This is a genomic window from Actinoplanes sp. CA-252034 (genome assembly GCF_050956125.1).
Classification (GTDB): domain Bacteria; phylum Actinomycetota; class Actinomycetes; order Mycobacteriales; family Micromonosporaceae; genus Actinoplanes.
This window is the reverse complement of sequence record NZ_CP191846.1, coordinates 1677930-1702401: the sequence shown is the minus strand read 5'-3', so window position 1 is coordinate 1702401 and position 24472 is coordinate 1677930. Positions and strand designations below refer to the sequence as shown.

The following is a 24472-nucleotide window of genomic DNA, read 5'->3' as shown; positions in this document are numbered from 1 at the left end:
CACCCCCACGGGAAAGACACATACACTTCACGCCGATGGACACCACAGTCGCCGATACGTTGATCGGCACAACGATTGACGGGCGCTACCGGATCACCGGTCGCGTCGCCCGTGGTGGCATGGCGACCGTCTACCGGGCCACCGACGAGCGGCTTGAGCGCACCGTCGCGCTGAAGATAATCCACCCGTCGCAGGCCACCAACGTCCACTTCGTCGACCGTTTCACCGACGAGGCCAAGACGATCGCCCGCCTGACGCACCCGAATGTCGTGGCGGTCTACGACCAGGGGCGACACCAGGGCCTGCCCTATCTGGTGATGGAGTTCGTGCAGGGCCGCACCCTGCGTGACCTGCTGAGCCAGCGCACCCGGCTCAGCCCGGTCGAGGCGCTCGCGATCCTGGAGCAGATGCTCGCCGCGATCGCCGCCGCGCACCGCGCCGGCCTGGTGCACCGTGACGTCAAGCCGGAGAACGTGCTGGTCGCCGAGGCACCCAGCGGCGGCGTGTCGGACCTGGTGGACGCCGTGGTCAAGGTGGCCGACTTCGGTCTGGCCCGGGCCATAGAGGCGAGCACCGTCGACGACTCCGGCCAGCTCATGGCCACCGTGGCGTATGTCGCTCCCGAGCTGGTGCAGAACGGTCACGCCGACGCCCGGACCGACGTGTACTCGGCCGGCATCGTGCTCTTCGAGATGCTGACCGGCCGTGTGCCGTACGACGGGAAGGAGCCGATCGAGGTCGCCTGGCAGCACGTCGACAACGACGTCCCGGCGCCCTCGTCGATCGTCCGGGGCCTGCCCGTGGAGCTGGACCGGCTCGTCGCCAGGGCCACCCGGCGAGACGCGGGCTCACGCCCGACCGACGCCGGCGCGTTCCTGACCGAGGTGCAGGCCACGCGCGACGGTCTCGGCGTCCAGCACGTCGACACCGCGCTGATGCGCCAGGTCCCGGGAGCTCCCGGCTCGTCCGACGCGACCCGGATCGTCCCGGCCATCCCCTCGGCCGACGCCACCGCGCTGGTGCCTCCGGTTCCGGCCGGTACGGCGTACCAGGCGTCGCACCGCCCGTCCTGGGCCCGGCTGCCGGAGCAGGGCGGCGCCCGCCCCACCGCACCACACCGGCGGGCCGTGGCGCCGGCCGGCGGGCTTTCCGGCTTCCTCGAGGACAGGCGCCGGGTCGTGCTGACCGCGCTGATCGCGGTGATGGCCCTGGTCGTCCTGGGCAGCACCTGGTGGGTGACGCTCGGGCGCTACACCGAGACGCCGCGGCTGCTGACGATGAGCCAGGACCAGGCCGCGGCGTACGCCAAGCAGGAGGGCTTCCAGCTCGTCCTGGGCGACGGCAAGTACAGCGAGACCGTGGCCAAGGGCTCGGTCCTCGAGCAGAGCCCCGGGCCGCAGGACAAGATCGTCAAGGGTGGCAACATCACCGTCCTCCTGTCGCTCGGCCCCGAGGTGCATCCGGTCCCCGACCTGGAGGGCCAGGAGCTGGCCTTCGCCAAGGCCCAGCTGGAGACGCTCAAGCTGAAGGTGAAACAGGGCAAGGGGCAGTACAGCGACACCGCCCCGGAGGGTGTGGTGCTGTCCACCGACCCGAAGGCGGGCACCGAGCTCAAGCCGGGCGAGACCGTCACCCTGGTGCTCAGCAAGGGCAAGGCGCCGATCACCATCCCCGACCTGGTCGGCAAGAACATCAACGAGGCACGGCAGCAGCTGGGCGAGCGTGGCCTGCAGGCCGTCGAGAACTCGGTGGAGAGTGACAAGCCGGCCGACGAGGTGCTCAGCCAGTCACCCAAGGCGGGCACCGGCGTGGAGAAGAACGCGCAGGTCACCCTCACGATCAGCAAGGGCCCGGCGCAGATCGTCCTGCAGGACGTGACGAACCAGCCGTGCCAGCAGGCGGCCGCGGCGCTCCAGCAGCAGGGAGTCCAGGTCCAGATGACCGGCGACCCGAACGCGACGGCACGGCAGATGAACCCGGGCCCGGGCACGCCGGTCCCGCCGCAGAGTGTCGTGCAGCTGGTGTGCTTCCTGTGACGCTGCGCCGGATCGGATCACACACCAAGACGTCGGGAGGGCTGGCCAAGGCGGCCCTCCCCTACGCCGACGCCGCGGGTTCGGAGACCCTCCAGGTGTACGTCTCCAACTCCCGTGGCTGGGCCCTCCCGCCCGGCGACCCCAAGCAGGACGTGCTGTTCCGCGACGGGATCGGCGAGCGCGGGCTGCCCGCTTACATCCACGCGTCGCTGCTGGTCAACCTCGGTTCACCGACCGAGCTGACGGTGGAGCGCTCGATCGCCACCCTGGAGCACGCGCTGCTGCGGGGTAAGGCGATCGGCGCGACCGCTGTCGTCTACCACGCCGGCAGCTCGGTCGACGAGGCGCACGCGGAGAAGGCCATGCACCAGCTCCACGAGCAGTTGCTGCCGCTGCTCGACCGGGCGGCCGCCGAGGAGCTGCCACGACTGCTGGTCGAGCCGAGCGCGGGCGGCGGCCGGAGCCTGGCGTCGAAGGTGCAGGACCTGTCGGCCTATCTGGCGGCCGTGGAGCAGCATCCGTGGCTGGGCGTCTGCTTCGACACCTGCCACGCCTGGGCGGCCGGGCACGACCTGGCCACTCCGGGCGGCATGGCGTCGACGCTGGACGCGCTGGTGGAGGCGGCCGGGCCGGGGCGGCTCCAGCTGATCCACGCCAACGACTCGAAGGACGAGTGCGGGTCGACGCGGGACCGGCACGAGACGATCGGCAAGGGGCGGATCGGCACGGCGCCGTTCGCCGAGCTGCTGGCGCACCCGGCGACCGCCGGCATCCCGGTCATCGTGGAGACGCCGACGGTCGAGCACGAGGGGCACGCGGCCGACATCGCGCTGCTCAAGGACCTGCGTTCGTGAGAAGCTCGCTGAGCCGGGCCGCCGGAGCCCCGGCGCCCGGCGTGGTCAGCAGCTCCACCCGGTGCACCAGCCGCGGCAGCGGGACGCCGCCGGCCACCCCGCGGGCAGCACCGCGAGCCCGTGGCCGGCCTCGACCAGGCCGAGCAGGACCGCCACGTCGGCGCCCTCGTAACGCAGCCCGGCCCGTAGCCCGTCCACCGGCAGGCTCGCCAACGGCGACACCACGGGAGCCTCGATCCAGTACGCCTCGGCGAGATCGGCGAGGTCCACGGTCCGGCGCGCCGTCAGCGGATGATCGTGCGGAACCGCCACCACGGCGCCGTCCTCGGCCACCCCGATCGCCCCGGCCACCGGGAGCGGCAGCGGGTCGCTCGGTGCGGTGAACCCGTCGACCAGGGCGATGTCGATCTCGCCGGTGGCGGCCGCGTCGACGATCCGTTCCCGCCCGGCGACCAGCACCCGGCTGTCGAGGCGGGCCGACTCGGCGCGGATCGTGGCCAGCGCCCGGGAGACGCTCCGGGACCAGGCGAGCGGGGTCAGCCCGACGATCAGGCGCCCGGGCGGCGCCACCGCCCGGGTCACGTCGGCACGGGCCGCGGCGTGCCGGTTCAGCAGGAGCGTGGCGTGCCGTTGCAGGCGCTCGCCGGCGGGGGTGAGGGCGACCGGGCGGCGGGTCAGCAGCGCGGTGCCGAGGTCGGCTTCGAGGAGCGCGATCTGCTGCGAGACGGCCGACTGGGTGAAGCTGAGGCGCTGGGCGGCGGCGGAGAACGAGCCGGTCTCGGCGACGGCCACGAACGTACGCAGCAGGTGCGGGTCCACATCAGCGATGCTAATGCCGACTACAGAAATCATCGTTGGATCTGATCTCGCTCGCGGACGAGAGTGGAGCCATGAAGAGAATCGCCCTGGTCGGCGATCGGTCACCGGCCGTTCGCGCGCACACCCGGATCCCCGATCTGCTCGACGTCCTTCGCGACGACGAGGATCTCGACGTCTACTGGATCCCCACGCCCGATGCCGAGGATCCGACGGCTCTGCGCGGCTTCGACGGGATCTGGCTGGTGCCCGGCAGCCCCTACCGCAGCCCCGAGGGCGGCATCACCGCGGCCCAGGTGGCCCGGCTCGGCGGCATCCCGTTCCTGGGCACGTGCGGCGGGTTCCAGCACGCCCTGCTCGAGTTCGCGCGGCACGAGTGCGGCTTCCTCGCCGCAAGCCACTCGGAGTATGAGGAGGGCGAGGAGGAGGGCGCCGATTCGCTGATCGTCGAGCTGGCCTGCTCCCTGGCCGGCCACGAGGCGGCCGTCGAGGTGACCCCCGGCTCACTGGTCGAGCGGCTGCTCGGCGCGTCCCGCACGGTCGAGCGCTACCACTGCTCCTACGGGCTCGCCGACGCCCACCTCGACCTGCTGGCCGAGCACGGGATGCGTTTCACCGGCCGCGACGAGAGCGGTGCGGTCCGTGCCGCCGAGCTCACGGACCATCCGTTCTACCTGATCACGCTCTTCCAGCCGGAGTTGGCCGGGGACGGGACAGACCCGCACCCGATCATCCGAGGATTCGTCGCGGCCGCGGGGGCCGCTCAGGCCAGCAGGTCACTGAGGACGTCGATGGCCTGATCCACGCCCTCCTCGTCCAGATCGAGGTGAGTGACGAGCCGCGCGACCTGCGGCAGCATCGCGGCGATCAGCACACCACGCTCGGCGGCGGCCGACGCCAGAGCGGGGGCGCTCAGGTCGTGTTTCGACAGATCCAGGGGCACGAGGTTGGTCCGCACCTTCTCCGGATCGACGACGCCGAAGGGAGCCAGCGCCTCGGCGATCTGGCGGGCCCGCTCGTGGTCTTCGGTGAGCCGCTGCAGGTGGTGGTCGAGCGCGTAACGCCCGGCGGCGGCGAGGATGCCGGCCTGCCGCATCCCACCGCCCATCCGCTTACGGATCACCCGGGCCTTCGCGATCCGCTCCCGGCTGCCGACGATCAGGGAGCCGACCGGCGCGCCGAGGCCCTTGGAGAGGCAGACGGAAAGGGTGTCGAAAAGAGCGCCGTACTCCGCGAGGGTCACCCCGTCGGCGATGTGCGCGTGCCAGATCCGGGCGCCGTCACAGTGCAGGGCGATGCCGTGCTTGTCGGCGGCGACCCGCAGATCCTGCAGCGTGCCGAGCGGGACGACGCCGCCACCACCGAGGTTGTGGGTCTGCTCGACGGCAATCGCCGCGGTGGGCACCGACGGGAAGCCGGCCGGGCGGATCATCGCGGCGATCCGCTCGGCGTCCAGGGCGGCGCCGTCGGACGGCCAGGTGCGGGTGGAGATGCCGCCCAGCATCGCGGCCGCCCCCAGCTCGTAGGTGACGACGTGTGCGTCGGCCCCGGCGAGCAGCTCACCGCCCGGCGGGACGACGAGCTGCAGGGCGATCTGGTTGGCCATCGTGCCCGACGGGGCGAAGAGCGCCGCCTCGTGGCCGAAGAGCTCCGCGACGTGAGCCTCGAGCGCGTTGACGGTCGGGTCGTCGCCGAAGACGTCGTCGCCGACGGCCGCGCGGGCCATCGCCGTCCGCATCCCCTTGGTGGGGCGGGTGACCGTGTCCGAGCGCAGGTCAGCCACGGAGCATCTCGGCGACGAGGAACGCCAGCTCCAGGCTCTGCTGCGTGTTGAGGCGCGGGTCGCAGGCCGTCTCGTAACGGTCCGGCAGGTCGAGGTCCTCGATGCCCTGGGCGCCGCCGAGGCACTCGGTGACGTCCTCACCGGTCAGCTCGACGTGGATGCCGCCGGGGTGGGTGCCGAGGCCGCGATGCACCTCGAAATAGCCGAGCACCTCGTCGACGACCCGGTCGAAGTGGCGGGTCTTGTAGCCGTTGGACGACTCGTGGGTGTTGCCGTGCATCGGGTCGCACTGCCAGACGACCTTGGCGCCGGAGGCGTGCACCTTCTCCACGATCGGGGAGAGAGCGTCGCGGACCTTGCCGTTGCCCATCCGGCTGATCAGCGTCAGGCGGCCCGGCTCGTTGTGCGGATTCAGCTTCTCGCACAGCTCGATCGCGGTCTCCGGCGACGTGCCGGGGCCGATCTTGACGCCGATCGGGTTGGCGATCCGGCTGATGAAGTCGATGTGCGCGTGGTCCAGCTGCCGGGTGCGCTCGCCGATCCACAGGAAGTGGCCGGACAGCCCGTAGGCGCGGCCGTCGGAGACCCGGGTGAGCGCCCTGTCGTACTCCAGCGCGAGGGCCTCGTGCGAGCAGTAGAGGCTGACGGTCCGCAGCGCCTCGCTGTCGGTCATGCCGCAGGCGCGGATGAAGTCGAGGGCACGGTCGATCTCGCGGGCGATCGCCTCGTAACGCTCGCCGGCCGGGGAGGCGCGGACGAAGTCCTTGTTCCAGTCGTGCAGCCCGTGCAGGTCGGCGAGACCACCCGAAAGATACGCCCGCAGCATGTTCATGGCGGCGGCCGAGTTGGCATACGCCCGGATCATGCGCTGCGGGTCGGCGATCCGCGCCGCCTCGTCCGGCTCCAGCGAGTTGATCATGTCGCCGCGGTAGGCGGGCAGGCCGAGCGAGTCGGTCGCTGCGGAGCGGGGCTTGGTGTACTGCCCGGCGACGCGGGCCACCTTGACCACCGGCATCGACGCGCCGTAGGTGAGCACGACCGCCATCTGCAGCAGGGTGCGCGCGTTGGCCAGCAGGTGGCTCTCGGTGTTGTCGGCGAACGTCTCGGCGCAGTCGCCGCCCTGCAGCAGGAACGCGCGGCCCTCGCAGACCTCGGCGAGCCGGTGCCGGAGCTGGTCGACCTCGTAGGGGGCGACGATCGACGGCACGCTGTCGAGGACCTTGCAGACCTCGGCGACCTCGGCCATGTCCGGCCAGGGCGGCATTTGCACGCGCGGCAGACCGCGCCATCGGTCGAGGCCCAGAGCCTCGTCCTCGGCCGAGTCGGTGGACGGCCGGGACGTCTGCAGAGCCGGGTTGCCCACCCCGGGGTGACTGAGCTGGTGCCACTCACGACGCATACGCAGAAGCGTACGGAAGGGGGGCACCGGGTTCCCCCGGTGCCCCCCTGGAAAAAGCCGTTACAGGTTGCTCTTGATCGCGGTGATCAGCTCGCCGTTGGTGGTGTCACCGGAGAGCTCCCAGAAGAACGCTCCGCCGAGGCCCTGGTTCTTGGCGTAGGTCAGCTTGCCGGCGATGGTCGACGGGGTGTCGTAGCCCCACCAGTTGCCGCCGCAGAAGGCGTACGCCGTGCCACCGACCGTGCCGGTCGCCGGGCACTTGGTCTTGAGGACCTTGTAGTCCTCGATGCCCGCCTCGTAGGTGCCGGGCGCGGCGCCGGTCGCGCTGCCACCCGGGGCGGCCTGGGTGACGCCGGTCCAGCCTCGGCCGTAGAAGCCGATGCCGAGCAGGATCTTCGCCGCCGGGACGCCCTTGCTCTTGAGCTTCTGGATCGCCGCGTCGGAGTTGAACCCGGCCTGCGGGATGCCGGCGTACGAGGTCAGCGGCGAGTGCGGGGCGGTCGGGCCCTGCGCGTTGAAGGCGCCGAAGTAGTCGTACGTCATCGGGAAGACCTTGTCGAGCTTCGCGATGCCGGCCGCGTAGTCGGCCACGTCGAGCTTGCCGCCGTTGCTGCCGTCGGCGGAGATCGCCGAGGTGATCAGGTTGTTGCTGCCGAACCTGGTGCGCAGCGCGCTGATCACGTTGGCGTAGGAGGCCGGGCCGCTGGCGTCGCAGGAGAGGCCGCAGGCGTTCGGGTACTCCCAGTCGACGTCGATGCCGTCGAAGACGTCCGCCCAGCGCGGGTCCTCGACCAGGTTGTAGCAGCTCTCGGCGAACGCGGCCGGGTTGGCGGCCGCCTGGGTGAAGCCGCCGGACCAGGTCCAGCCGCCGACCGAGTAGATCACCTTGAGGCCGGGGTACTTCTTCTTCAGCTTGCGGAGCTGGTTGAACGAGCCACGCAGCGGTTGGTCCCAGGTGTCCGCGACGCCGTCGACGCTCTCCGCGGCGGTGTATGCCTTCTCGTAGTCGGCGTACGAGTCACCGATCGAGCACTTGCCGCCGGTGGTGTTGGCGAACGCGTACAGGATGTGGGTCAGCTTGGACGCCGAGCCGGACGTGTCGATGTTCTTGACGTGGTAGCCGCGACCGTAGACGCCCCACTCGGCGAAGTAGCCGACGACCCACTTGCTGCCGGTGGTCGGCGGCGTGGTGGGCGGAGTGGTCGGCGGAGTCGTGGGAGGCGTGGTCGGCGGGGTCGTCGGAGGGGTGGTCGGCGGAGTCGTGGGGGGCGTGGTGCCACCGCAGACGCCGTTGTCGATCCAGACCGCCCACTGGGTGCTGTTGGTGGCCGGGGACTCGTTCTGGGTCCACCACTTGGCGGTGTAGTTGTGGCCGTTCTGCGAAGCGACGTTGTCCTTCACGTAGACGGCGGTGGCGGACCAGGGGGTGGCGCAGGCGGCAGCGGCGGACGCCTGGCTCATCGGCACGGCGACGCTGGACGCCAGCACGATCGCGCCGGTGATGAGCGCCCGACGGGGGGTTGTACGCAACGGATGTCTCCTCAAACAGTTAGGAAACTTTCCAAAGAGAGAGTTGAAGAGACGGTAGTCACATCGATTAACAACAGTCAAGCCAGGTGAACAGCTTTAAGGCTTCTTTAACATCACCGGTCACGTCACGACGGCGTGCAATCGAGCGGACACGGCCGGTAGTCTTCCGTCATGACCATCTTCGACGTCAACATTGGCGCCCTCACCGGTGGCGCGACCGAATTGGACCGTTACCGCGGCAAGGTCGTGCTGGTGGTCAACGTGGCCTCGCGATGCGGCCTGACACCGCAGTATGCGAAGCTCCAGAGCCTCTGGGAGACCTACCGCGACCGGGGCCTCGTATTGGTGGGCGTGCCCTGCGACCAGTTCGGCGGCCAGGAGCCCGGCACCGCCGAGCAGATCGACGAGTTCTGCCGGGTCAACTACGGCGTGACCTTCCCGGTGACCGAGAAGGTCGAGGTCAACGGACCGGGCCGGCACCCTCTCTACACCGAGCTCGTCGGCGGCGGCGCTGACATCGCGTGGAATTTCGAGAAGTTCGTGGTCGCTCCGGACGGGACCGTGGCGGCCCGCTTCGAGCCGGGCACCCAGCCGGACGACCCGGATCTCGTCGCGGCGATCGAGAAGCTGCTGCCGCACTGATGAGCATCCACGTGATCGGCGTCGACGCGTACGCGCTCGGCTGGGTCGGCGTCGAACTGCGCGACGGGGCCTTCGGGCGGGCCGTTCTGGCCGCCACCCTCTACGAGATCGTCGCCGGCAGCTCCGGCGCCGCGGTGATCGGCGTGGACATCCCGCTCGGCATGCTCCCCGACCGGTGGCGGGCGGCCGACACCCTCGCCGCCGACCAGCTCGGCCCGCGCCGCGGCAGCGTCTTCCGGGTGCCGCCACGGGCGGTCTGGCAGGAGCCCGACTTCGCCTCCGCCAACCGGCTCTGCCGGGAGCTGACCGGCGCCGGGCTCAGCCGGCAGTCCTGGGCGCTGCGGCCCAAGCTGCTCGAGGCGAACGCGATCTGGGAGCGGCACCCCGGGCTGCTCTTCGAGGCCCACCCGGAGGTCTCCTTCCGGACCATGGCCGGCGAGCCGCTGCCGCACGCCAAGAAGACGTGGAGCGGCCAGGCCCGCCGCCGCGAGCTGCTGGCCCGCAACGGCATCGTGCTGCCGGACAAGCTCGGCCCGGCCGGCCAGGCGCCACCCGACGACATCCTCGACGCGGCCGCCGTCGCCTGGACCGCCCATCGCGTCGCCACCGGGGCGGCCCTGAGCCACCCCAGCCCTCCCGAGGAGGAGAACGGCAGCAGAATCGCCATCTATTACTGATTTCGTACGGCCATCGGCCGGCAACCGCAGGAGCGGCCGCCCCGTCCCCTACCCCGCGGCGCGGGCGGTCCTCCCGGCCGAAACGCGACCGCCGGGCCTATCCGACGGTGCTCTCCGTAGGACCGCGCTGACGACCAGCCGGGCTCACTTCGCCTGGGCGGCGATCTCGCCGGCCCGGTCGCGGGCCGCTTCGAGGGCGCCCAGCACGGCCGCGCGGACGCCGTGCCTCTCCAGCTCGCGCAGGGCGGCGGCGGTCGTCCCGGCCGGCGAGGTGACCGCCTCGCGGAGCTTGACCGGGTGCTCGCCGGAGTCGCGGAGCATCGTCGCCGACCCGGCCGCCGTCTGCACGGCCAGCTCGTGAGCGACCGTCCGCGGCAGTCCGAGCAGGACTCCCGCCTCGATCATCGCCTCGACGAACAGGTAGAAGTACGCCGGGCCGGAACCGGAGACGGCGGTCACCGCGTCCTGCTGGGACTCCGGGACGCGGACGGTGACGCCGAGCGGCTTGAACATCTGCTCGGCGATGTCCAGGTGCTCTCCGGTGGCGTGCGGACCGGCGGAGATCGCGGTCATCGCCTGGTCGACGATGGCCGGGGTGTTCGTCATGACCCGGATCACCGGTGTGCCCTCGGCCAGCCGGGATGCGAAGAAGCCGGTCGGGAGCCCGGCGCAGAGCGACACGACCAGTTTGCCGGCGTCGATCCGGCTGCCGATCGCGTCGAGGAGCGACCCGGCGTCCTGAGGCTTGACCGCGATCGCCAGGACGTCGGCCCGCAGGGCGGCGGTGGCGTTGTCGAGGACCTCCACGCCGTGCCGCTCGGCCAGCTCGGCGGCGCGGGCCGGGCGACGGGTCGTGGCCAGCACGTTCTCCCGGGGCCAGCCGGAGCGCAGTAGGCCGGCGACGACGAGCTCGCCGATCTTGCCGGTCCCGAGGACCGCGACGGTGGGCTTGGACGAGGCCGGCTCGGACAAGGCGGGCTCGGACAAGGCAGGGTCGGACAAGGCGGGCTCCCCACGAGGCGACGGAATGCGAAATGCCGGGGCGAGAAGCCCCCGGCATCGCGACGGATGGATCAGCTGCCGAAGAAGACCTCGGCCTCTTCGTAGCGCTCGAGCGGAACGGTCTTCAGCTCGCCGGTGCCCTCGATCAGCGGGATACGCACGACGTCGGTGCCCTGGAGGGCGACCATCTTGCCGAAGTCGCCCTCGTGGACGGCGTCGATCGCCTGCAGGCCGAACCGGGTCGACAGCACCCGGTCGAACGCGGTCGGGGTGCCACCGCGCTGGATGTGACCGAGGACGACCGTGCGGGCCTCCTTGCCGGTCTTCTCCTCCAGCTGCTGGGCCAGCCACTGGCCGATGCCGCCGAGGCGGACGTGGCCGAAGCTGTCGAGCTCCTGGTTGTGCAGGACCATCTGGCCGTCGAGCGGCTGGGCGCCCTCGGCGACGACGACGATCGGTGCGTACTCCACCTGGAAGCGCTTGGTCACGTAGGTGGCGACCTGCTCGACGTCGAACTGGCGCTCCGGCAGCAGGATGACGTTGGCGCCACCGGCGAGGCCGGCGTGCAGCGCGATCCAGCCGGCGTGGCGGCCCATGACCTCGACGACGAGGGTGCGGTGGTGCGACTCGGCGGTGGTGTGCAGCCGGTCGATGGCCTCCATCGCGATGTTGACCGCGGTGTCGAAGCCGAAGGTGTAGTCGGTGCCGTTGAGGTCGTTGTCGATCGTCTTCGGCACGCCGACGACGTTGACGCCCAGCTCGGACAGCTTGGTGGCGACGCCGAGGGTGTCCTCGCCGCCGATCGCCACGAGCGCGTCGACACCCTGCTCGGTGAGGTTCGCCTTGATCCGCTCGACACCGTTCTCGATCTTGAACGGGTTGGTGCGGGAGGAGCCCAGGATGGTGCCGCCGCGCGGCAGGATGCCACGGACCTCCGCGATGCCCAGCGGCTTCGTCAGACCCTCCAGCGGGCCCTTCCAGCCGTCGCGGAACCCGACGAACTCGTGGCCGTAAGCGGTGACGCCCTTACGGACGACGGCGCGGATGACCGCGTTGAGACCGGGGCAGTCGCCGCCACCGGTGAGCACGCCGATACGCATTTTTCTTCCCCCTGGATCGGGTAGCAAGATAGCCCGTCGAGGCCCCAGGGACGATTTCGTCGGCAGCGTTGCCGGCCCGGGGCGGGCCGCACCCGAACTGTAGTCGCCGTACCTGAGCCACCCGACGGCGGCCCAGTAAAGCCGGGGAGTTTCGATGCGGTCACGGCTCCGCGGCGGAACGGCAACCTCACAACAGCGACTCGATCGCACCCAGCGCCTCGGCGTCCCGGCCGAGGGCTGCGGGAACCACGGTGAGCACGGCGGCCGCGGCCGGGTCGCAGTGCCGCTGCAGCGCCTCACGGACGCCGTCGACGACGAATTCACCCGGCTCGGTGAATCGACCCCCGACGATCACCATGGACGGATCGAGAACGGACACGAGCGGGGTGACCGTACGCCCGATCAGCCGTCCCGCGTCGAGCAGCGCCCGCCGCGCCGGACGGTCCCCGGAGGCGGCCCGGGCCAGCAGCCGGTCCTCGTCGGGCGGCCCGCCGTCGGAGACCGCGGCGAAGTAGCCGGGCGACAGGAACGCGCTGAGACAGCCGCGCTTGCCGCACAGGCAGAGCGGGCCGACCTCGCGGACGTTGAGGTGGCCCACCTCGCCCGCGTATCCGATCGCCCCGGCATGTGCCCGCCCGCCGGTCACCAGGCCGGCCCCGGTGTACTGGTCGCAGCTCAGGTAGAGCACGTCCCGCACGCCCCGGGCGGCGCCCCGCCGGCTCTCCGCCAGCGCGGCGAGCTGGGCGTTGTTGGTGACCCGTACCGGGCGGCCGAGGACCGCGGCGATCTCCTCGGCCGGCGAGAACCCGGCGAACATCGTCAGCACGCTGCGTGAGCTCAGGCGCCCGGTCACCGGGTGCACCGGCGCCGGCACGCTCACCCCGAACCGGGTCCCCGGTCCCCGCCGCTCCCCGTGGCCGTCCAGCTGCTCGAGGGCGATCGCGGCGGCGGCGCGCATCACCGCCCGGCCGTCCATCGACGGCGGCAGGACCCGGAACGCGGACCAGCGGACCCCGCCCGTGCCGTCGGCGGCGATCACCCGGACCCCGTCGCCCTCGATCGCCACGCCGACCAGCAGCTCACCCGCAGCGACCGGGCGGAAGGACGGCGACGGCCGACCGGCCCGCGGCCCGGTCGCGGCGCACTGCTCGACGACACCGTCGCGCACCAGCCCGTCCAGCAGCGCGGCCACCGCCGCTCGCGGCAACCTGGTGCGTTTCACCAGGTCACTGCGAGTGGCCTGACCGGCGGCCCGGAGCGTCTCGACGAGGATCTCGCGCCGCACGGCCCGCTCCCGCTCCCCGGGCGGGACGACGGCGGCGGGCTTCTCCCCCGGCACGAGACCCGCGGCATGCCTTCCCGGGGACGCGAGATCCGTGGTGGTCACGGTGGGTGAGACCCCGGCGAGGGTACGGCCACCGCGCGCCGCCGGAGTGGCCCGCAACCCCGCGAACAGTGCCCCGAGCAGCGCCGCCCGGTCGCCGAGCGTCCCGGCCCGGATCAGGGTGCCGGCCGCCACCTCGGGCTGCGCATACCGCTGGAGGGACTCGCCGACCGCGGTGACGATCGGCCCGCCCGCCTCGATCAGCGGCCCGTCCAGGACGACCAGGGCCGGGTTGACGGTGTTGGCCAGGCCGGCGACCACCCGCCCGATCATCCGGCCGGCGTCGGCGAGGATCCGCTCGGTGGCCTTGTCGGTGCGGGACAGCTCGACCGCCCGGGCCGCGGTGACCGTCTCGCCCAGGGGTGTGGCGAGAGCGGCGAGGATGGCCGGGGCCGAGGCGATCGTGTCCAGGCAGCCGCGGTTGCCGCAGCGGCAGAGCGGCCCGATCTCGTCCATCTGGACATGCCCGATCCGGCCGGCGGCACCGTGCGCCCCGTGGTGCAGCACCCCGCCGAGGAGCAGGCCGCAGGTGATGCCGGAGCCGACCCGCAGGTAGCAGACGTCGGTGTGGCCGGCCGCGGTCCCGTAGCCGACCTCGCCGAGCAGGCTCAGCTCGGCGGCGGTGCGGACGATCACCCGGCGGCCGAGGCGCTGTTGCAGACCGGTGGCGAGCGCGGGATCGCGGCCGGCGCCGAGGCCGAGCACGACGGACCAGGCCGGGCCCTCGACCGCGGTCTCGCACTCGGCGACCAGCAGGGCGAGGGTGTCCAGGTCGTCGCCGGACAGCCGGTGCTCGGCGAGGATGCGTCCGGTGAGGTCGGCGCTCGCCGCTCGTACCCCCCGGGTGGTGACGATCGCGCCCACCACCCCGCCCGCGGCCGGACCGAGGATGATGGACCGGGCGGGACGCCCGGCGCGGGTGCCGTCGGCGACGGCCGCCTCCTCGGCCAGCAGACCCGCCGTGAGCAGCTCGGCGACCAGGTTGTCGACGGTCATCCGGGCCATGCCGGTGCGACGGGCCAGATCGGCGCGGGTGCCACGGCCGGCCTCGCGGACCGCGGCCAGCAGCAGGTCGCGGCGCACCTGATGCACCCGGCGACCCGACATGACCCCAGTTTTGCCGGGACTGGACCTAATTACCGGCCGATTGCGACGCCGGTCACACGCAGGAGCGGGCAAACCGGGCGCCAGTAACGCGAGACACCGGCAAATCACAGCGTTGAGCAGGCCTTTTCGGCTCTGGTTCGGCGCTAATCAACTCGATACGTTCAGCGAACAAGGCGTTAACAAGCACCGGAGCCGGCCCGGTGTCATTCCTCCCCTTTTCGTCCCGAGGCCCTTTCCTGTCCCGAGGTGTGCGATGACGACTGTCCAGCCCCGCCCGCCGGCCACCACCCCAACCGTTCCCGACGCGCCGACCAGACTCGTCGTCGCGATGGCGCTCGCACAGCTCGGCGCGTATCTGACGATCCTGACCCCGGTCATCGTCACGATGTCGATCCGGGTCGCGCAGATCGCCCCCGACGACAAGGCAGCCGCCCTCGGCACCGTCCTGTCCGTCGGCGCCGTTCTCGCGCTGATCGGCAACCCGTTCTTCGGCGCCCTGTCCGACCGCACCACCTCCCGCTTCGGCCGGCGCCGCCCGTGGCTGCTCGGCGGCATGATCGTCGGTTTCGCCGGCCTGCTGGTCGTCGCGCTCGGTGGCAGCATCGGAGCCCTGACCGCCGGGTGGGCCCTCGCCCAACTCGGCGTCAACGCCACCCTCGCCACCCTGACCGCGCTGCTGCCCGACCAGATCCCGGCCCGGCAGCGCGGCCGGGTCAGCGGCATCCTCGGCCTGATGACGTCGGTCGCGATCCTGGCCGGCAGCGCCCTCGCCGCCGCCCTGGCGGGCAACGCCGTGCTGATGTTCGCGGTCCCGTCCGCGATCGGCGTCGCCACCGTGGCCCTGCTCGTCGTCGTCCTCAAGGACCGCCCGGCCGAGAAGGGGCACTTCGCGCCCTACCGGCTCAAGGAGCTCGCGCGCACCTTCTACGTCAGCCCGCGACGGCACCCCGACTTCGTCTGGAACATCGTCAGCCGCTTCCTGATCTGGATGGGCCTGGCGTCGGTCACCACCTACCAGGCGTACCTGCTGATCGACCGGTTCGGGTACACCACCGACACCGTGGCCACCGGCATCCTGCTCTCCACACTGGTCAGCACCGGCGGCCTGGTCGTCGGCTCGGCGGCCGGCGGCACGCTCTCCGACAGACTCGGCCGCCGCAAGCCGTTCGTGCTCGGCGCCGGCATCGTGGTCGCCCTCGCTCTCGTGGTCATCGCGTTCGCCGGCAGCTTCGCGGTCTTCCTCGCCGCGTCCCTGCTCTTCGGGCTCGGCCAGGGTGCCTACCTCGCCGTCGACCTGGCACTCGCCACCGACGTGCTCCCCGACCCCGACGACGCCGCCAAGGACATGGGCGTGCTCAACATCGCCAACGCGCTGCCACAGTCGCTCGTGCCGATCCTGGCCGCACCGATCCTCGCCGTCGGCAGCGCCGGCAACACCAACTACAGCCTGCTCTTCCTGTGTGGCGCGGCCGTCGCCATCGCCGGATCACTGCTGGTCCGCATGGTCCGCGGCGCCCGCTAGAACCCTGGAGAACACGATGCACGCCTACCAGAACGCCGCCCTGCCCGTCGAGGACCGGGTCACCGACCTGCTCGCCCGCCTCACGCTGGCGGAGAAGGCCGGCCTGATGTTCCACACCATGATCGCGGTCGGCCCGGACGGCCTGATCGCCGACGGCGACGAGATGATCCCGTCCGCGTCGGCCCTGCTCCGGGACAGGCTGATCAACCACGTCAACATCCTGACCTTCGCGCCGGTCGCGCCGGAACGTCTGGCGCAGTGGCACAACCGGATCCAGGAGATCGCGGCGGGCATCGGCCACGGCATCCCCGTCACCGTCTCCACCGACCCCCGGCACGGCGTCGTCGACAACCCCGCGGCGTCCGCGGCGGCCGGCGGTCTCTCCGCGTGGCCCGAGCCCATCGGGCTCGGCGCGATCAAGGACCCCTCGCTGGTACGGGAGTTCGCCGACACGGTGCGGCAGGAATACCTGGCCACCGGCATCCGCGTCGCCCTGCACCCGATGGCCGACCTCGCCACCGAGCCGCGCTGGGCCCGCACCAACGGGACCCTCGGCTCCGACGCCGACATGGTGTCCTCGCTGATCAGAGCCTATGTGCTCGGCCTACAGGGCGACACGCTCGGCCCGTCCTCGGTGGCCGCGATGGTCAAGCACTTCCCCGGCGCCGGCCCGCAGAAGGACGGCGAGGACGCGCACTTCCACTACGGGCGGGAGCAGGTCTACCCGGGCGGCATGTGGGACTACCACCTGAAGCCGTTCGAGGCCGCGTTCGAGGCCGGGGTGGCACAGGTCATGCCCTACTACGGGATCCCGGTCGGGACGCCGTACGAGGAGGTCGGGTTCAGCTTCAGCCGGGGGATCATCGAGGGCCTGCTCCGGCAGCGGTACGGCTTCGACGGGGTGGTCTGCACCGACTGGGGACTGGTCACCGACGCGGTCGTCATGGGCACCGACATGCCGGCCCGTGCCTGGGGTGTCGAGCACCTCGACCGGCACACCCGGGTCCTGCGCATCCTGGAGGCCGGCGCCGACCAGCTCGGTGGCGAGCACTGTCCGGAACTGATCGTGGACCTGGTCCGCGACGGCCGTCTGCCGGAGTCCCGGATCGACGTCTCGGCCCGCCGGATCCTCCGCGACAAGTTCCGGCTCGGGCTCTTCGACGACCGCCGCTACGTGGACCCGGCCGCCGCCGCCCGCGTCGCCGGGCAGTCGTCCTTCCGCGCCGCCGGCCTGTCGGCCCAGCGCCGCTCGATAGTCGTCCTCACCAACCACGACGCCCCGGCCGCCGGCTGGTCGCTCCCGGCGGGGCCGGTGCTGCCGCTGACCGAGGGGATCGCCGTCCACCTGGACGGGGTCGACCCGGTGGTGGCCGCCGGATACGCCAAGGTCGTCGACGACCCGGCCGCCGCCGACGTCGCGATCGTCCGGCGGGCGGCGCCCTTCGAGCCACGGGGCGGCGGGTTCGAGGCGTTCTTCCACGCCGGGCGCCTGGAGTGGACCCCGGACGAGCTCGCCCCCGTCCTGGAGCTGGCCGCGACCCTGCCGACCGTCGTCGACGTGTGGCTGGACCGGCCCGCCGTCCTCACCCCGCTGGCCGCGACCGCGGCCGCCCTGACCGGCAGCTTCGGGTCGTCCGACGAGGCGCTGCTCGACGTGCTGTTCGGCCGCTCCCCCACGGGCGGGACGCTGCCCTTCGAGCTCCCGTCCTCGATGGCCGAGGTGGAGGCGTCCCGTGAGGACGTCCCCAACGACACGGCCGACCCACTGTTCCCCTACGGTCACGGCCTCCAACTGCCCGGACCCGGCGGCCGGCTGCCCTGACCCGGCCTCCAGCTGCCCTGATCCGGCGGCCCGTCGCCCGGCTCCGGCCTCCAGATGCCCGGACCCGGCGGCCGGCCGCCCCCACCCGGCCTCCGCTGCCGTGCCCCGGCGGCCGGCCGCCCCAACCCCGCCCCCGCTGCCGCGACCCGGCTGCCGGCTGCCCCCACCCGGCGGCCGGCTGCCGGCTGCCGGCTGCCCCAACCCGGCGGCCGGCTGCCCTGACCCGGCCTCCAGCTGCCCTGATCCGGCTGCGGCCGCCCGGACCTCGCCGCCACGCGAACGCCGGCCACCCCCATGGGGGTGGCCGGCGTCTCCACGTGTCCCGGCCGGCTCCGCATGCTGGTTCACCAACGCCGGGCCGGCCGGCTCCACTGCCGGAAACCAGCCGGCCGGCTCCGCTGTCGATAACCGGCCGACCGCCGGAGCCGTCGCGGCCGGGTCACCACAGTGCTCGGGTCCGGCGGGCGGAGGGTTCGCGGGGCGGATGGTGGGGTGTGACGGTGGGGGCCGCATCCGGCCCGGCGGTCGCCGGGCGGTCTTGGCCACCGCCTGCCTCGCGCGGTAGATGGGGAGGGGTGGTGCGGTCGGGGGCCGGGCACGGCGTACCGGAAAAGGACGATGCGCCCCGCCAACCCGCAGCGGAGCGCATCGTCGTGGTTGTCAGTGGGCCATCGCGCGCGGAGCGTCGGGGTCGACGTCCAGGGGGCCGGTGCGGAAGAGGACCGCGGCGACCACGGCGGCGAGGACGAAGAAGCCGGCCGACCACCAGAAGACGGTGTGGTAGCTCTCGATCGCGGCCTGTGCCTGGAGCAGCTGGGACGGCTCCTTGCCGGTCATGTAGTCCTCGGCGGCGCTGGCCGCGAAGGAGCTGAGCAGGGCGGTTCCGATGGAGCCGCCGATCTGCTGGACCGTGTTGATCATCGCGGAGGCCACGCCGGCGTCGCGGTGTTCGACGCCGGAGGTGGCGGCGTTCTGGGTCGGCGCGAAGACCAGGCCCAGACCGAGACCGATGATGATCAGTCCGGGGAGGATGTCGGCGGCGTAGGTGGAGTCCAGCTCCAGGCGGGTGAGCAGGAGCATGCCGGCCGCGGCGATCAGGGCGCCGGCCGGGACCAGCGGGCGCGGGCCGATCTTCGGGGCGAGCATCGAGCCGGCGGTGGTGGCGGTGAGCATCACGGCACCGAGCATCGGCAGGAAGGCGAGCCCGGTCTTGATGGGGGTGAAGCCGAGGATGCCGGCGAGGAAGTAGGTGAGGAAGAGGAAGATGCCGAACATGCCGGCGCCGGCGATCGCGATCGAGGCGTAGGAGCCGCCGCGGTTGCGGTCGAGGACGACGCGCAGCGGCAGGAGCGGGTGCTCGACCTTGCGCTCGATGGCGACGAAGGCGATGAGCAGGGCCACACCGGCGACGATCGGGCCGAGGGTGAGGACGTCGGTCCAGCCGTCGGTCTCCGCGTTGGCGAGGCCGTAGACCAGGGCGACCAGGCCGGAGACGGCGGTGACGGTGCCGGGGATGTCGATCCGGCCGTGTGCCGGGGTGGGCTCGTCGCGCAGCTTCAGGAACGCGCCGGCCACGGCGATCGCGGCGATCACCAGGTTGACGTAGAGGCACCAGCGCCAGGAGACGTACTCGGTGAGGACTCCGCCGAGCAGCAGGCCCATGCCGCCGCCGGCGCCGGAGATGGCGCCGAAGATGCCGAACGCCTTGCCGCGCTCGGCGGGCTCGGTGAACGTGGTGGAGAGCAGCGAGAGCGCGGCCGGGGCGAGCGCCGCGCCGAAGGCGCCCTGGAGCGCACGGGCGAAGATCAGCAGCTCGAGGTTCTGAGCGGCGCCGCCGAGCGCGGAGGCCAGGGCGAACCCGATCAGGCCGATGACGAACATCCGCTTGCGGCCGAAGAAGTCGGAGAGCCGGCCGCCGAGCAGCAGCAGGCTGCCGAACGCGAGCGCGTAGCCGGTGACCACCCACTGCCGGCCGAAGTCGTCGAAGCCGAGGTCGGCCTGGGCCGTCGGCAGCGCGATGTTCACGATCGTGGCGTCCAGGACCACCATCAACTGGGCCAGGGCCAGCACCACCAGAGCCCACCAGCGCCCTGTCTCACGTTGTGCAGGCTGTGGCCGATCAATAACGGTGCTGCTCATGCGCGGAGCCTTCCGAAGCTAAGTTGAGGTCTGTCCTCCACTTCGGCAGGCTAGCAGGAGAAGTTGAGGAGTTACCTCCACTTAGTTGTAGGCTTGGCCACATGCCACTTCGGCGCGACGCGCAGCGCAATCGGGAGCGGATCGTCGAGGCCGCCGGTGAGGTCTTCGCGACCAGGGGATTCGCCGCCACCCTCGACGACGTGGCCCATCACGCCGGGGTCGGCGTGGGCACGGTCTACCGGCGGTTCCCCACCAAGGAGGAGCTGATCGACGCGGTCTTCACCGACCGCCTGGAGGACCTCGTCACGCTGGCCGAGGAGGCTCTCGCCGCCGAGTCCGCGTGGGAGGGGCTGACCGGGTTCCTGCGCACGTCGGCGCGGTGGCACGCGGCCGACCGCGGGCTGCGCGACGCCGCACTGAGCATGGGCGAGCAGCATTTCAAGCAGGCCGGCGAGCAGATCGTGCCGCTCCTGGAGCAGCTGATGGAGCGGGCGCACGCCGAGGGCACGCTCCGGCCGGACGCGGGGTTCCACGACTTCCCGATCATCATGGCCATGGTGACCGAAATGGCCCAGCACAGCGAGGGGTGCCGGCCGGGCCTTTACGAGCGCTATCTGGAGATGGTGATCGACGGCCTGCGCGCCCGGCCGGACAACGGCGCGCTCGGCGCCGCGCCGACCGAGACCGACGTCCGGGCCGTCATGCGGGGGTGTGTCCCCCCGATGAGGTCTTCGCGGTCATAGTGTTCCACCGGGCCAGGTTGTGCCGGGCGTCCACCAGGGCGTCGTGCCGGCCGGCCATCTCCGGCAGGTGCGGGCGGCCCAGATCGTCCCAGCGCTGGCGCAGGTCCTTGGTGAACCGGGGGATCTCCCGCGGCAGGGCCGGCATGGCGCCCCACAGCTGGGCGAGCGCCACGTGGTCGTACGCCGCATACCACGCCCAGAGCTCCATCTGCTCACCCCGGCCGCGGATCGGCTCGATCAGGAACTCGTAGAGGTCCTCACGGATGCGCTCGCGGCTGCGCCACGCCTTGTCCGACGGCGAGGGGAGCTTGTCGAGGACGTTGCGGCGCACCCAGGGCACGGCACGGGAGTCGTCGAACTCGGTGCTGACCGCGTAGAACTCGCGGCCGAACTCGTCGACGACACCGATCGAGACGAGGTCGACGATCCGGCCGTCCTCGATGAACTCACAGTCGTAGAAATAGCGGTATGACATCCCGACCATCCTCGCCCATAGCCGTGCGGACATGTCACCCGGGCATGGACTCCAGAGCCTCCCTGGCCGCCCCCAGCCTGTGCGGGCAGTCGTAGCGGGCCGCCAGGTCGGCCTGCACGGCCCAGCGCAGCCGTAGGAGCACCGGCAGCGCCGCCTCCATCTCGTCGGCGCCGACCGGCCCGGCCGAGAGGTAGGCGTCGAGGAACTCCCCGGCGTGCTCGGCGCCGCCGGCGTAGGCCACCGCGGCGGCCACGTCGTGCACCAGCGGCCCGGTCCCGCCGGCCCCGCAGTACAGCAGGCCGGACCGGCCGGTCGCCGGGTCGAGCAGGAACATCTCCGGCGCCGGGTCGCCGTGCAGCACCCCGGACGTCAGGTGGTCGGCCACCGTCAGCCGGGTGGCCGCGGTCAGCGCGGCGGTCACCGTCTCGCGGAGCCAGGGCTCCGCGTCGAGGTGCGAGGCGTCCGGGTCCAGGGGCTGCCAGGGCCGCAGGCCGGGATGACGAAAACCCTGCAGAGCCCGGTGTACGACACCCAGGCGCTCACCCCACCACTGCTGGTCGACCGGGTCCCGTCCGTCGAGACGGCGGCCCGGGATACGGCGCAGGACGGCGAGGGCGCCGTACGGGGTGGCCACGGTGAGCGCCCCGCCGAGGGTGCGGACCGGCTCCCCCGCGTCGATCCGGCAGCCGCGCAGGTGCATCGACACGGCCAGGCCGGCCTCCATCCGGTGCCGTGCGCCGATCTCGACCAGGCGCGCCACGTAGGTCGCGGCGCCCGCGACGAACTCCCAGCCGCGTGACATCAGGGTCAGCGGGAGCTCGGTCAACGCGGACGGCAGGAGGTGCCACTGGTCGCGCAGGGTCGATCGAAGAAAGTCATCATCCGGCACCGCGGGATTATCTCGACACTTGGCACCAATGCGACGGACAGACAGGGCGATAGTGACTGAGAGAGATTGACGGTTTACAGAATGCAACCGAAGGGACATGATCGTACGAGGCAGGCTTCAATGTCCGTTTTTAAAATGGCGTTCGGAGCACGCTTCGTGCTAAGAGTGATCGTTCGCGTCGTGGGGCCGGCGCCGTCGGCCGTCGGCGTGTCCTCACCGGGGGAGGGGATAGCGCCGTGGACCATCGCATGCCGGATCCCGGCGACGCGCTCACCGGAGTCGACATGTTCGCCGGTCTCGAGCCGGAGGTGCGCCAGCGCGTCATCGCCGCCGCCGTCCCACGCCACTACCGCAAGGGGCAGATCCTCTTCGTCGAGCACGACCCCGGCGACTCGCTGATCATCATGAAGCGGGGCGCCGTCGCCGTCTTCCGGACCGCCCCCACCGGCGAGCGCGCCGTCCTCACCGTGGTCCGACCACCCGACGTGCTCGGCGAGGTGTCCCTGCTGGACGCCTCCACCCGCAGCGCCTCCGCCGAGGCCATCGAGGACTCGCAGGCGCTGTCGCTGTCCCGGGTCGCCTTCATGGAGCTGGTGCACTCCAACCCGCGCATCCTGGACGCGGTGATGCGCTCGGTCGGCGGCCTGATCCGGCGGCTCACCGAGCAGAACGCCGATCACGTCTTCCTCGACCTGCCCGGCCGGGTGGCCAAGACCCTCGTCCGGCTCTCCGGCGAGAGCCAGGCTCCGATGATCACCATCGAGCTCAACCAGAGCCAGCTCGCCGAGATGGCCGGCGGCTCCCGGCAGAGCGTCAACCAGGCGATCGGCTCCTTCGCGAGCCGCGGCTGGCTGCGCACCGAGGGCCGGCGCATCGTCGTCACCGATGTGCAGGCCCTGCGCCGCCGCGCCGGAATGACCGGCTAGGCGGCGGCCTTCAGCGTCGAGGCGTAGACGTCGACGTACTCACGGCCCGAGAGGGCCATCAGCTCATACATGATCTCGTCGGTGATCGCGCGCTCGACGAACCGGTCGCCGCGCTGGTCGGCGTAGCGGGAGAAGTCGAGCGGCTGACCGATTCTGATCTGCACCCGCTTGACCGTCGGGATCAGCGTGCCGGTCGGTTGGATCTCGTCGGTGTTCAGCAGCGCCACCGGGACGACCGGGGCACCGCTCTCCAGGGCCAGCCGGGCCACGCCGGTCTTGCCGCGGTAGAGGCGCCCGTCCGGTGAGCGGGTGCCCTCCGGGTAGATGCCCGCGATGTTGCCCTCCGTCAGCACGCGCAGCAGCGTGTCCAGAGCCGCCTGGGCCGCCTCGCCGCCCGAACGGTCCACCGGGATCGTCCCGGCGCCGGTGAAGAACATCCGCGAGAACCAGCCCTTGATCCCCTTGCCGGTGAAGTATTCGGCCTTGGCGACGAAGGTCACTTTCCGTCGCATGATCAGCGGGGTGAAGATCGAGTCAGAGAACGAGAGGTGATTGCAGGCGAGAATGACGGGACCGGAGCGGGGCACGTGGTGCAGGCCCTCCACCTTGGGGCGGAAGACGAGCTTCAGCACCGGTCCGAGGACCACCAACTTCAGCAGCCAGTAGAACACTGACGTCCTTTCGACGGATGCCACCGTGCGTTTGGGGCGACGAGAAGCGTACGAAGCGGGAGCGGCGCGCCACAACGCACTCCCGCAACGGGCGCCTGCCGTGTCACCATTCAAGGCACGGTCGGCAAGGGGGTGTGCATCGGTGACAGCGGGTGGCGCCCGTCGCGGGCGGCGCGACAACGGGCTCGACGCCGCCGACTTCGCGGCGGCAGGAGATGTCGATCCACGTATCGGCGAGCATCTGCTCGACGTGCTCGCGGCCGGCGGCATAGCGGCGTACCTTCAGCCGACGGCCGATCTCAACCCGGTCCTGCGGGCGACGACCCTGCCTGCGCGGCCGGTGGATCGGCTGTTCGTGGACCGTACCCATCTGGAGACCGCCAAGGAGCACCTGCAGAAGGTGACCGGCGGAGCACCGCCCACCCCACCGGCGCCGCCGGCGCCCACACCGAAGCCGCAGGCCGAGGTGGACGAGGAGTGGGCCAAGATCGTCGCGGGGTTCCACACCACCGTCGACACGGAGACGACGCCGTGGCCGGCCGCCGAGGACGACCCCGGCCCGCCGCCCCCGCCGATCCGCTCGACCACCGAGGAGGGCGCGCCCCACAACCGGCGGCGCACCGACCCGAAGGACGAGCCGTCGATCCTCTACGGACTCGACACGTTCGGCGCCGATCTGCCCGAGGACGACGAGGAGGAGGAGCGGTATGTTCCGCCCCCTCCCCCACCCCTGCCGCGCATCTCGAAGTACACGGTGACGGCCCTACTGGGCATCGCGGCCGGTTTCGTGCTGTTCCTCTTCCCCCGGCTGATCCCGATCGACGCCGGCCTGGTCACGTTCCTCGGGTTCGCCGCGATCATCGCCGGTGCGGCCACGCTGGTCTGGCGACTGCGGTCCGGCGATGACGACGACGAATTCGACGACGGCGCCGTCGTATAGACAAAGATTGGTGTC

21 protein-coding genes are annotated in these 24472 nt (G+C 71.8%); 10 read left to right on the top strand and 11 right to left on the bottom strand.

Annotation, left to right across the window (positions count from 1 at the left end):
• Positions 1 to 35 precede the first annotated feature (35 nt).
• Together pknB and ACQPZW_RS07940 are read left to right on the top strand one after the other, a co-directional pair.
• Positions 36 to 2036 carry a Stk1 family PASTA domain-containing Ser/Thr kinase gene (gene pknB, locus ACQPZW_RS07945; protein ID WP_433794182.1) on the top strand — a complete coding sequence of 667 codons (2001 nt, stop codon included), beginning with the start codon at positions 36 to 38 and terminating at the stop codon, positions 2034 to 2036.
• Positions 2024 to 2890 carry a deoxyribonuclease IV gene (locus tag ACQPZW_RS07940; protein ID WP_433794181.1) on the top strand — a complete coding sequence of 289 codons (867 nt, stop codon included), beginning with the start codon at positions 2024 to 2026 and terminating at the stop codon, positions 2888 to 2890. The genes pknB and ACQPZW_RS07940 overlap by 13 nt, the downstream gene beginning before the upstream one ends.
• A 45-nt stretch (positions 2891 to 2935) precedes the next feature.
• On the opposite strand, the gene ACQPZW_RS07935 is transcribed toward ACQPZW_RS07940, so the two are convergent.
• Positions 2936 to 3709, bottom strand: a complete 774-nt coding sequence (locus ACQPZW_RS07935) for a LysR family transcriptional regulator (protein ID WP_433794180.1) — start codon at positions 3707 to 3709, stop codon at positions 2936 to 2938.
• Between the two features lie 71 nt (positions 3710 to 3780).
• Here ACQPZW_RS07935 and ACQPZW_RS07930 point away from each other — a divergent pair, with 71 nt between their 5' ends.
• Positions 3781 to 4506, top strand: a complete 726-nt coding sequence (locus ACQPZW_RS07930) for a CTP synthase C-terminal region-related (seleno)protein (protein ID WP_433794179.1) — start codon at positions 3781 to 3783, stop codon at positions 4504 to 4506.
• Here ACQPZW_RS07930 and ACQPZW_RS07925 read toward each other — a convergent pair.
• From ACQPZW_RS07925 to ACQPZW_RS07915, 3 genes are read right to left on the bottom strand one after another with little or no spacing between them, the layout of a single operon-like run.
• Entirely contained in the window at positions 4470 to 5489 is a 1020-nt protein-coding gene (locus ACQPZW_RS07925) for a threonine aldolase family protein (RefSeq protein ID WP_433794178.1), read from the bottom strand. The genes ACQPZW_RS07930 and ACQPZW_RS07925 overlap by 37 nt on opposite strands.
• Entirely contained in the window at positions 5482 to 6888 is a 1407-nt protein-coding gene (locus ACQPZW_RS07920; protein ID WP_433794177.1) for a class II 3-deoxy-7-phosphoheptulonate synthase, read from the bottom strand. Before ACQPZW_RS07920 ends, ACQPZW_RS07925 begins: the two co-directional genes overlap by 8 nt.
• Positions 6889 to 6948: 60 nt before the next feature.
• Positions 6949 to 8418 (bottom strand): glycosyl hydrolase family 18 protein, encoded by a 1470-nt coding sequence (locus tag ACQPZW_RS07915; RefSeq protein ID WP_433794176.1) that lies wholly within the window; start codon positions 8416 to 8418, stop codon positions 6949 to 6951.
• Positions 8419 to 8589: 171 nt separating this feature from the next.
• On the opposite strand from ACQPZW_RS07915, the gene ACQPZW_RS07910 reads away from it, so the two are divergent.
• Positions 8590 to 9060 (top strand): glutathione peroxidase, encoded by a 471-nt coding sequence (locus tag ACQPZW_RS07910; protein WP_433794175.1) that lies wholly within the window; start codon positions 8590 to 8592, stop codon positions 9058 to 9060.
• On the top strand, positions 9060 to 9737 hold the full coding sequence (locus ACQPZW_RS07905) for a DUF429 domain-containing protein (RefSeq protein WP_317787688.1): 678 nt from the start codon (positions 9060 to 9062) through the stop codon (positions 9735 to 9737). Before ACQPZW_RS07910 ends, ACQPZW_RS07905 begins: the two co-directional genes overlap by 1 nt.
• Before the next feature lie 144 nt (positions 9738 to 9881).
• Here ACQPZW_RS07905 and proC read toward each other — a convergent pair whose 3' ends face one another.
• From proC to ACQPZW_RS07890, 3 genes are all read right to left on the bottom strand, one after another.
• The gene (gene proC / locus ACQPZW_RS07900) at positions 9882 to 10739 is read right to left on the bottom strand and encodes a pyrroline-5-carboxylate reductase (protein WP_433794174.1); all 858 of its coding nucleotides are present in this window, start codon (positions 10737 to 10739) and stop codon (positions 9882 to 9884) included.
• A gap of 71 nt (positions 10740 to 10810) precedes the next feature.
• Positions 10811 to 11839, bottom strand: a complete 1029-nt coding sequence (locus ACQPZW_RS07895) for a 6-phosphofructokinase (protein WP_433794173.1) — start codon at positions 11837 to 11839, stop codon at positions 10811 to 10813.
• Positions 11840 to 12026: 187 nt separating this feature from the next.
• Entirely contained in the window at positions 12027 to 14330 is a 2304-nt protein-coding gene (locus ACQPZW_RS07890) for an ROK family protein (protein WP_433794172.1), read from the bottom strand.
• A gap of 253 nt (positions 14331 to 14583) precedes the next feature.
• On the opposite strand from ACQPZW_RS07890, the gene ACQPZW_RS07885 reads away from it, so the two are divergent.
• Together ACQPZW_RS07885 and ACQPZW_RS07880 are read left to right on the top strand one after the other, a co-directional pair.
• Positions 14584 to 15852 (top strand): MFS transporter, encoded by a 1269-nt coding sequence (locus tag ACQPZW_RS07885; RefSeq protein WP_433794171.1) that lies wholly within the window; start codon positions 14584 to 14586, stop codon positions 15850 to 15852.
• A gap of 16 nt (positions 15853 to 15868) precedes the next feature.
• A complete protein-coding gene (locus tag ACQPZW_RS07880; RefSeq protein ID WP_433794170.1) occupies positions 15869 to 17674 on the top strand; it encodes a glycoside hydrolase family 3 protein in 1806 nt (601 codons plus the stop codon).
• 660 nt (positions 17675 to 18334) lie between these two features.
• On the opposite strand, the gene ACQPZW_RS07875 is transcribed toward ACQPZW_RS07880, so the two are convergent.
• Positions 18335 to 19813, bottom strand: coding sequence for a DHA2 family efflux MFS transporter permease subunit (locus tag ACQPZW_RS07875; RefSeq protein WP_433794169.1), 1479 nt, complete (start codon positions 19811 to 19813; stop codon positions 18335 to 18337).
• 101 nt (positions 19814 to 19914) lie between these two features.
• Between ACQPZW_RS07875 and ACQPZW_RS07870 the strand changes: the two genes are divergently transcribed.
• Positions 19915 to 20556, top strand: coding sequence for a TetR/AcrR family transcriptional regulator (locus ACQPZW_RS07870; protein WP_433794168.1), 642 nt, complete (start codon positions 19915 to 19917; stop codon positions 20554 to 20556).
• On the opposite strand, the gene ACQPZW_RS07865 is transcribed toward ACQPZW_RS07870, so the two are convergent.
• A complete protein-coding gene (locus ACQPZW_RS07865) occupies positions 20513 to 21031 on the bottom strand; it encodes a polyadenylate-specific 3'-exoribonuclease AS (protein ID WP_433794167.1) in 519 nt (172 codons plus the stop codon). The genes ACQPZW_RS07870 and ACQPZW_RS07865 overlap by 44 nt on opposite strands.
• Before the next feature lie 34 nt (positions 21032 to 21065).
• Positions 21066 to 21920 (bottom strand): phosphotransferase enzyme family protein, encoded by an 855-nt coding sequence (locus tag ACQPZW_RS07860; protein ID WP_433794166.1) that lies wholly within the window; start codon positions 21918 to 21920, stop codon positions 21066 to 21068.
• A gap of 248 nt (positions 21921 to 22168) precedes the next feature.
• Here ACQPZW_RS07860 and ACQPZW_RS07855 point away from each other — a divergent pair, with 248 nt between their 5' ends.
• Positions 22169 to 22846, top strand: coding sequence for a Crp/Fnr family transcriptional regulator (locus tag ACQPZW_RS07855; RefSeq protein WP_373871036.1), 678 nt, complete (start codon positions 22169 to 22171; stop codon positions 22844 to 22846).
• Here ACQPZW_RS07855 and ACQPZW_RS07850 read toward each other — a convergent pair.
• Positions 22843 to 23517 (bottom strand): lysophospholipid acyltransferase family protein, encoded by a 675-nt coding sequence (locus ACQPZW_RS07850; protein WP_433794165.1) that lies wholly within the window; start codon positions 23515 to 23517, stop codon positions 22843 to 22845. The two genes, ACQPZW_RS07855 and ACQPZW_RS07850, sit on opposite strands and share 4 nt — an antisense overlap.
• A gap of 142 nt (positions 23518 to 23659) precedes the next feature.
• Between ACQPZW_RS07850 and ACQPZW_RS07845 the strand changes: the two genes are divergently transcribed.
• On the top strand, positions 23660 to 24457 hold the full coding sequence (locus ACQPZW_RS07845) for a DUF308 domain-containing protein (RefSeq protein WP_433794164.1): 798 nt from the start codon (positions 23660 to 23662) through the stop codon (positions 24455 to 24457).
• Positions 24458 to 24472 lie beyond the last annotated feature (15 nt).

Bases quoted from the DNA above. Each gene is read 5' to 3' on its own strand.
- ACQPZW_RS07880 (WP_433794170.1), top strand. From the start codon at position 15,869: ATGCACGCCTACCAGAACGCCGCCCTGCCCGTCGAGGACCGGGTCACC.
- ACQPZW_RS07865 (WP_433794167.1), bottom strand. From the start codon at position 21,031: ATGTCATACCGCTATTTCTACGACTGTGAGTTCATCGAGGACGGCCGG.
- ACQPZW_RS07890 (WP_433794172.1), bottom strand. From the start codon at position 14,330: ATGTCGGGTCGCCGGGTGCATCAGGTGCGCCGCGACCTGCTGCTGGCC.
- ACQPZW_RS07905 (WP_317787688.1), top strand. From the start codon at position 9,060: ATGAGCATCCACGTGATCGGCGTCGACGCGTACGCGCTCGGCTGGGTC.
- ACQPZW_RS07920 (WP_433794177.1), bottom strand. From the start codon at position 6,888: ATGCGTCGTGAGTGGCACCAGCTCAGTCACCCCGGGGTGGGCAACCCG.
- ACQPZW_RS07875 (WP_433794169.1), bottom strand. From the start codon at position 19,813: ATGAGCAGCACCGTTATTGATCGGCCACAGCCTGCACAACGTGAGACA.
- ACQPZW_RS07855 (WP_373871036.1), top strand. From the start codon at position 22,169: ATGCCGGATCCCGGCGACGCGCTCACCGGAGTCGACATGTTCGCCGGT.
- pknB (WP_433794182.1), top strand. From the start codon at position 36: ATGGACACCACAGTCGCCGATACGTTGATCGGCACAACGATTGACGGG.
- ACQPZW_RS07895 (WP_433794173.1), bottom strand. From the start codon at position 11,839: ATGCGTATCGGCGTGCTCACCGGTGGCGGCGACTGCCCCGGTCTCAAC.
- ACQPZW_RS07885 (WP_433794171.1), top strand. From the start codon at position 14,584: ATGACGACTGTCCAGCCCCGCCCGCCGGCCACCACCCCAACCGTTCCC.
- ACQPZW_RS07930 (WP_433794179.1), top strand. From the start codon at position 3,781: ATGAAGAGAATCGCCCTGGTCGGCGATCGGTCACCGGCCGTTCGCGCG.
- ACQPZW_RS07910 (WP_433794175.1), top strand. From the start codon at position 8,590: ATGACCATCTTCGACGTCAACATTGGCGCCCTCACCGGTGGCGCGACC.
- ACQPZW_RS07870 (WP_433794168.1), top strand. From the start codon at position 19,915: ATGCCACTTCGGCGCGACGCGCAGCGCAATCGGGAGCGGATCGTCGAG.